4 protein-coding genes are annotated in these 7,904 nt (G+C 58.9%); 1 reads left to right on the forward strand and 3 read right to left on the reverse strand.

What is annotated here, in order from left to right; genetic code table 11:
- Window positions 1–247: 247 nt before the first annotated feature.
- Complete coding sequence (locus AC1DUU_RS16800) at window positions 248–4,036, forward strand: vitamin B12-dependent ribonucleotide reductase (protein ID WP_476784545.1); 3,789 nt, start codon at window positions 248–250, stop codon at window positions 4,034–4,036.
- 686 nt (window positions 4,037–4,722) lie between these two features.
- Here the strand turns inward: AC1DUU_RS16800 and AC1DUU_RS16805 are convergent.
- From AC1DUU_RS16805 to AC1DUU_RS16815, 3 genes are all read right to left on the reverse strand, one after another.
- Window positions 4,723–5,220, reverse strand: a complete 498-nt coding sequence (locus AC1DUU_RS16805; protein WP_476784546.1) for a hypothetical protein — start codon at window positions 5,218–5,220, stop codon at window positions 4,723–4,725.
- Window positions 5,221–5,357: 137 nt separating this feature from the next.
- A complete protein-coding gene (locus AC1DUU_RS16810) occupies window positions 5,358–6,620 on the reverse strand; it encodes an ATP-binding protein (RefSeq protein ID WP_476784547.1) in 1,263 nt (420 codons plus the stop codon).
- 66 nt (window positions 6,621–6,686) lie between these two features.
- On the reverse strand, window positions 6,687–7,307 hold the full coding sequence (locus AC1DUU_RS16815; protein ID WP_476784548.1) for a hypothetical protein: 621 nt from the start codon (window positions 7,305–7,307) through the stop codon (window positions 6,687–6,689).
- Window positions 7,308–7,904 lie beyond the last annotated feature (597 nt).

Consider the following 7,904-nt stretch of genomic DNA (forward strand, 5'->3'; position numbering starts at 1 on the left):
TCGCTAGATAGTGTGAGTAGCCCTCCATGAGGGAATCGCAACCAAAGTTTCAGTTTCAAGGACCCGCAACGGTCCGCAGGCTGGCGGGAGCAGACTCCGAAAGGAGCCTTCCAGGTCAGGCAGCGACTGTGCGGGATAGGGCAATCGGCCGTTGACGCGGCCGGATCAAGCGGGATTGCGCCTTTCGTACAAGCAGCGGGAAATTTCCCGCGAAAGACGCTATATATAGACAAAAGGAAATCGACCGATGCGCATCGAGCGGCGTTTCACCAAGGATGGACAATCGGCCTATGCGGAGATCGAATTCCGCAAGGCGCTTTCCGAGATCAAGAATCCGGACGGCTCGGTGGTCTTCCGGCTCGACAACATCGATGTGCCCGCGCAGTTCTCCCAGGTTGCCGCCGACATCCTGGCGCAGAAGTATTTCCGCAAGGCCGGCGTGCCCGCCCGGCTGAAGAAGGTCGAAGAAAACGACATCCCCTCCTTCCTGTGGCGCTCGGTCGCCGACGAAGTCGAACTCGCCAAGCTGCCCGAAAACGAGCGCTACGGCTCCGAGATCGACGCCCGTCAGGTCTTTGACCGTCTCGCCGGCACCTGGACCTACTGGGGCTGGAAGGGCGGTTACTTCAAGTCTGAAGACGACGCCCGTGCCTTCAAGGACGAGCTGTCCTACATGCTGGCCACCCAGCGCGTCGCGCCGAACTCGCCGCAGTGGTTCAACACCGGCCTGCACTGGGCCTATGGCATCGACGGTCCCGGCCAGGGCCATTTTTATGTCGACCCCTTCACCGGCAAGCTGACCAAGTCGAAGTCGTCTTACGAACACCCCCAGCCGCATGCCTGCTTCATCCAGTCGGTCGCCGACGATCTCGTCAACGAGGGCGGCATCATGGATCTGTGGGTGCGTGAAGCGCGCCTGTTCAAATATGGCTCGGGCACCGGCTCCAACTTCTCGCATCTGCGCGGCGAAGGCGAAAAGCTTTCGGGCGGCGGCAAGTCGTCGGGCCTGATGAGCTTCCTCAAGATCGGTGACCGCGCGGCCGGCGCCATCAAGTCGGGCGGCACCACACGCCGTGCGGCCAAGATGGTCGTTGTCGACGCCGACCACCCCGATATCGAGGCCTATATCGACTGGAAGGTGAAGGAAGAGCAGAAGGTGGCGGCGCTGGTCACCGGCTCCAAGATCGTCAAGCAGCACCTCGCCAAGATCATGGCCGCCTGCGTCAACTGCGAAGGCCATGACGACGACTGCTTCGATCCGCTGATCAACACCGCGCTCAAGCGCGAGATCAAGGCAGCCAAGAAGAATTCGGTGCCGGAGAACTACATCTACCGCGTCATCCAGTTCGCCAAGCAGGGCTACACCTCGATCGATTTCAAGACCTACGACACCGATTGGGATTCGGAAGCCTACCTCACCGTCTCGGGCCAGAACTCCAACAATTCCGTCTCACTGAAGGATGATTTCCTCCAGGCGGTCGAGAAGGACAGCGACTGGCACCTGACCGCCCGCAAGGACGGCAAGGTCATGAAGACGCTCAAGGCCCGCGACCTGTGGGAAAAGATCGGCTACGCCGCCTGGGCGTCGGCTGATCCGGGCTTGCACTTCAACACCACGATGAACGACTGGCACACCTGCGCGTCGGCGGGCGCCATCCGTGCGTCGAACCCGTGCTCGGAATACATGTTCCTCGACGACACCGCCTGCAACCTGGCGTCGATCAACCTTCTGCCCTACCGCAACACCGACGGCACCATCGACATCGCGGCCTACGAGCACACCGTGCGCCTGTGGACGATCGTGCTCGAAATCTCGGTGATGATGGCGCAGTTCCCGTCCAAGGAAATCGCCAAGCTCTCCTACGAATACCGCACGCTTGGCCTCGGCTACGCCAATATCGGCGGCCTGCTGATGACCTCGGRCATTCCTTATGACTCCGACGAAGGCCGCGCCATCGGCGGCGCGCTGACTGCGATCATGACCGGCGTGGCTTATGCCACCTCGGCCGAGATGGCCTCCGAACTCGGCGCCTTCGCCGATTACGACCGCAATGCCGACAACATGCTGCGCGTCATGCGCAACCACCGCCGTGCCGCCTATGGCAACAAGGATGGCTACGAAAAGCTGTCGGTCCATCCGGTGCCGCTGGTCGCTTCCGACCTCAAGCAGCCCGAACTGGTGACGCACGCCCGCGCTGCCTGGGACCGCGCCATCGAGCTCGGCGAGAAGCACGGCTACCGCAACGCCCAGGCAACCGTGATCGCGCCGACCGGCACGATCGGCCTGGTCATGGATTGCGACACCACCGGCATTGAGCCCGACTTCGCGCTGGTGAAGTTCAAGAAGCTCGCCGGCGGCGGCTACTTCAAGATCATCAACCGCGCCGTGCCTGAAGCACTGCGCACGCTTGGCTACACCGAGGCCCAGATCGCCGAGATCGAGGCTTATGCCGTCGGCCACGGCAACCTCAACCAGGCCCCTAGCGTCAACCCCGGCTCGCTGAAGTCGAAGGGCTTCACCGACGAGAAGATCGAGACGCTGAACGCAGCCCTCAAGAGCGCCTTCGACATCAAGTTCGTCTTCAACAAGTGGACGCTCGGCGAAGACTTCTGCAAGGACGTGCTCGGCCTCACCGACGCGCAGCTCAACGATTTCTCGTTCGAGATACTGCCGGCGATCGGCTTCTCCAGGCGCGAGATCGAAGCCGCCAACATCCATGTCTGCGGTGCGATGACGCTGGAAGGCGCGCCCTTCCTCAAGGACGAGCACCTGGCCGTGTTCGATTGCGCCAATCCGTGCGGCAAGATCGGCAAGCGCTACCTCAGCGTCGAAAGCCACATCCGCATGATGGCGGCAGCCCAGCCCTTCATCTCGGGTGCCATCTCCAAGACCATCAACATGCCCAATGAGGCGACGGTCGAGGACTGCAAGAGCGCCTACATGCTGTCGTGGAAGCTGGCGCTCAAGGCGAATGCGCTCTACCGCGACGGCTCCAAGCTGTCGCAGCCGCTCAATGCCTCGCTGATATCAGATGGGGACGAGGATGAAGACGACGCCGTCGAGGCGCTGATCGCCGCCCCCGCCGCCGCCAAGGCAGTGCAGGTCACCGAAAAGATCGTCGAGCGTGTCATCGAACGCCTCTACCGCGAGCGCGAAAAGCTGCCGAACCGCCGCAAGGGCTACACCCAGAAGGCCGTCGTCGGCGGTCACAAGGTCTATCTGCGCACCGGCGAGTTCGATGATGGCCGTCTCGGCGAGATCTTCATCGACATGCACAAGGAAGGGGCTGCCTTCCGTGCGATGATGAACAACTTCGCCATCTCGATCTCGCTTGGCTTGCAGTACGGCGTGCCGCTCGACGAATATGTCGAGGCCTTCACCTTCACCAAGTTCGAGCCGGCCGGCATGGTCATCGGCAACGATGCCATCAAGAACGCCACCTCGATCCTCGACTATGTCTTCCGCGAACTCGCCGTCAGCTATCTCAGCCGCCACGACCTCGCCCATGTCGACCAGTCGGATTTCGACAAGACCGCGCTCGGCAAAGGCATCAATGAAGGCAAGGCCCTGCCCTTCTCCAAGGGCCTGACCCGCGGCGCCTCCCCGCTCAAGGTCGTCTCCGGCGTCACCGGCAACGATCCCAAGGGTTCGGCAGGAGCCGGTGCCGCAAGCCCGGCGCGTGTCACGCCGGTCACCGCCTTCTCCGGTTCCAACGTGCTGTCGCTCAAGACCGCGATCTCGGTGGAAGAATCGACCGCCTACAAGCGCGACTATGAGGAGCGGGCCAAGGAACTGGTCGAAGAGATCACGATCGAGGAGACCACTGAGGAAACGTCGGTCACCACGTCACTGTTCACCGACGCCGCCGCCCAGGAAGCGGCAGATGCCAAGAAGCTCGCCGCCGACCGTCGCGCCAAGTCGATGCTGCAAGGCTACACCGGCAATTCCTGCGCGGAGTGCCAGAACTTCACCATGGTGCGCAACGGCACCTGCGAGAAGTGCGACACGTGTGGAAGTACAAGCGGCTGCAGCTGAGGGGACTAAGCAGCACCACCTGTCAGCGGAACCATAGTTTGGTCAGAAAACACCAAAGATTGCCTCCAATCACGAGAAGGCCTGCCCCAAAGGCAGGTCTTTTCCGTTAGAGGGGTTCCTTGCCGTCCGCATAGGGGCAGCAGGCTGATTGCCCTCTACGAGCCACTTGAGGTCAACCAGCTAGCCGCCGTTTTCATCCCCGACCTGACCCAGGACCTGTCGCGTCACCGTATCTTGCTCCGCGTCAAGGTAGATGGCTCAACCGACACTCGAAGTCGGCTCCCCCATAAATGGCATAGGCCCGGAACAAAGTTCAGGCCTTTGCCATTTGACGCGTCGATGATCACCCGGCCGAACTGGCCTATGAGCGTCTCCACCGGCGCATGTTCGACAGGGTGTTCGTCCTACTCTATGTCCATTCGAATTCATGTCCGTTTGGGCAACGAAGTCGGTTACCGGCGCTTGCAAATAGCTCGAACCCAGGACAGCCTAATTCGAGGAGGTAAGCGCAAACATGGACATGTATCCCCAGCACAAAGGAACCGAACCACGTCGAGACGATCGCAACCTCCACGGGCCGGAAGGAATCTCAGCTAGCCTGCAAGAAGGATGCGACTTCCGAGACGAGCGGTTCGACAAGCTTCGTGAAGAGGTCTTCGCGAAAATGCGCAGGCGACAAAGCCTGCCTAAGAGTGGCCTCTCGCTCTAATTTCTGCAACGCTCCATCGGCGATATGGCACATACTCAAATGCCAACTTGAACGGCACCATCTCGCGATTTCTGGATACAAATAGAATCTCAGGATCGAAGTCGCGATTATTCATCAATGCTGCCATGCTATAAAGGAATGTCATATCAATAATGCTTCCGGCGAACCAAAGCCACGCATGATACTCTTCTGGACCGATACGCCCAACTGTACCCCTTGGTGGCAAGTTTACTGAGTAGTGCTCGCACAATTCTTGATCGAGCAAGAGCTTGCCGTCCTGGTATAGGTTTCCTATATCGACGGCAATCTCGCTTCCTTCATAGTGGGGAAGCACGTCAACTATCGCTCTCTGAACCTGTTCAGCCAAACGATGGGACGTGCGAAAGCATTGATTTAGCACGGAATGCTTCTGGCGGTAGCCGTCAAGAACTCCGGCTAGCGCGCCTTTTACAGCGTCGATCTCGTTCTCGGTCATTCTCAAAATCCTGGTACTCTAGGCAAACTCTGGAGTCGTCTTACGTGTAAAAAGTAACGAGGTTTGTCCCAGCGGAAACCAATCTGTCCGTGACAGGTAGATCGGTTTGCCCCCGAGCATATCGATAGCCCGAGTGCCTAAGTGGTGCCGGTGCTCGGGTTTTTGGTTAGGTCTCGGAACGCCAAATCACCTGGTCCGACCCAGGAGCGCAAGTAGAGCTCGGGTAGTGCAACTGTAAAAAGTAACGGGGTTTGTCCTATCGGAAACCAATTTGTCTGCAAAATGTAGATCGATTTGTCCCGACCTCGACGTTGACGGTCGAAACGCCTTGGACGCGTCAAAGCCATGTCAATCAGCGTCGGGTGATTGCAAGCACCCACCACAACCACGCCTTCTCGACCCTCTGAACCGTCTAGACATTCGAGCAACGCCGATACGACTTCGGTGGCGTATTGACGACCGTGGCCCGAAAACCTTTCTCGATCACCGATCGCGTCGATCTCATCGAGGAAAACAATGCTAGGCGCATTCGCCTTCGCATCGTCAAAAGTCTTCCGCATTGCTTTCAGCATATCGCCAAGATGGCCTTTGGCCTGCCAACGCGCGATCGAACCCAAGGCAAGGTAAACACCACAAGTGCGTGCCAAGGCAGCTGCGAACGTCGTTTTTCCGGTTCCAGGCGGCCCGCTCAGCAGAATACCTCGGTCGACGTCACTCCACTGGATCTTGCCTGCCTGCCAATCCGCAAGATCGATAGCGAGTTCCCTTCCCCATTCCCCAGCCTCTCCGAGCCCGTGAAGGTCCCCCAAGGTCGGAGTCGCGGTGTCTTTGGCTTCCATTTTTGGCACGACGGCGAGCTTCATACGCTCAATCGATGTCGCAATTGGTCTACCTCGGCGAAGTGCCGTCCCGATGATTGTCAGGGGAAAGGAGGCGACGAATTCAGCCTGATTTTCAGTGACCTCCTGGTTCAGACAGAGCTTGCAGGCCGCGAGGATGTGTTTTGGTGACGGCTGGGACACTTGGACCACAGCGTCGGCTACCGCAGCAAACCCGCTCGGGAGAGAATCCACTGTTTCCGTCAGGATGAGCAGTTGTGACTTGTCACGGACAGTCGCCATCAGGTGGTCATACATGGGCTTCGACCAAGGACCCTTTCGATGAATCACAACGGCCTGGTCATCCCCTGCCAAGCGGGGCGTGCCGCCGCAGAGCACGTAGTAGGCGGCACTCTCGTACACTTCGATGTCAGCATCTTCCGGCAAGACCACGCAGATGACAGCAGGCAGGCCGCGACGGAAACTATGCTGTTGCCGAAGGGCCTTAGCGATCCCGCAATATGCGAGAAACAGCATCGTGGATCTGGCCAGTTTGTGTTGGAACTTCCGCATGTGCGGCATGTCGCACCTCGTCGATGAGCACGCTTTTAGCTTGCAAGCCTGGCACTGAGTTTTTTTAGGGAGGGATTAGGAGCGGCAGCGCCTGACTATGGTCTCAGGGCCAATCCTGGCATCGTCCAGGTCGGCTTCGACGAAACGGTGCAGGATCAGCGAAGCAAGACCTGCTGTCGGCCGCGTTTCTTGAAAGGCAGGCAGACATTCAGCAAACGTCATGGATCCTTGGTCTTCCAAGGCAGCAAGCAGTCGAACTCGGTCACCCAAGGGACAATGCCAGCGAGCGTAGCGCAGGAGGTCGCGAGCATTCACTAGACGAAAGCCTGAGTAAATCTCATCGACGGTAGAACAACTATATTTCAGCCCTTCGGCACAGGCCGCATCGTCAATCCAGGAAGGGCGTGTCCTGTCAGACCTGGAGACGGCATCTTGGACCCAGCGCCCATCATTCCGTTCAACCAGGAAGTCAGGAACATGAACCTCAGTTGCGACCACCAAAGCCATGGGCAGGCACGACCAAGACAGGACTGCAGGATCCAAATCCAACAAGCAGCCGAGGTCGCGGGCGAATTCGCTCCGAAACAGCGAGACGCCGTTGCAACGAACCGTTCCAGTTGGATGAAATCTGCAATTGGCGGCCTGAGCGCGCGCAGTCGCTAGGTGGTCTTCAACAAATTTTGGCTGGGCGATCATCTGTCCATCTCAACACGCAAACCTGAAACGGCCCCTGCCCTTTGGCAGTAGGCGGCACGGTCAGCGTATGAGGTGGTTCAGCAACTTGATCATGATGCGGAACAAATAGCGAACGACTTATCGCACGTCAAGCCAGTTTCGTTCAATCAATCTATAGATCAGGCACTGCTGTGTGAAATGTTKGCAAGAGGGCCGCAATGGGGACAAAGCGGATGGTGCGGCTAGCTGCCGCTTGCCCTACCATTTCACGCGGAACCCTGCCGTGCCGTTGAGGGCGTAGCTGTCGCCGAAGCTCAAGCTCCGCCGCTATCCTGAAACACTGACGCTGGCTGAAGATCTTGCCCGCCTTCAGCCGGACAACAGGCAGCTTGCCGAGTTGATCCTTCAACTGCGCGGTGCCCAGTGATTGGGTTTGAATGCTTATGGCAAGAGCAAACCCGCTGTTCCGCTCAGGCGAAGGTCCCCAACCCATTCATTCCAGACATTGCGTCCCGGAAGAGACACCCGGAATTTGGCGGCTGGCTGAACACCAGCGGGTTTATGCCGCTTTGGGAAGCCGAGACGTGAACGTCGCCCTTGTGATCGACACGACTGTTC

It is taken from the genome of Aminobacter sp. P4_H6_2, from assembly GCF_056400805.1.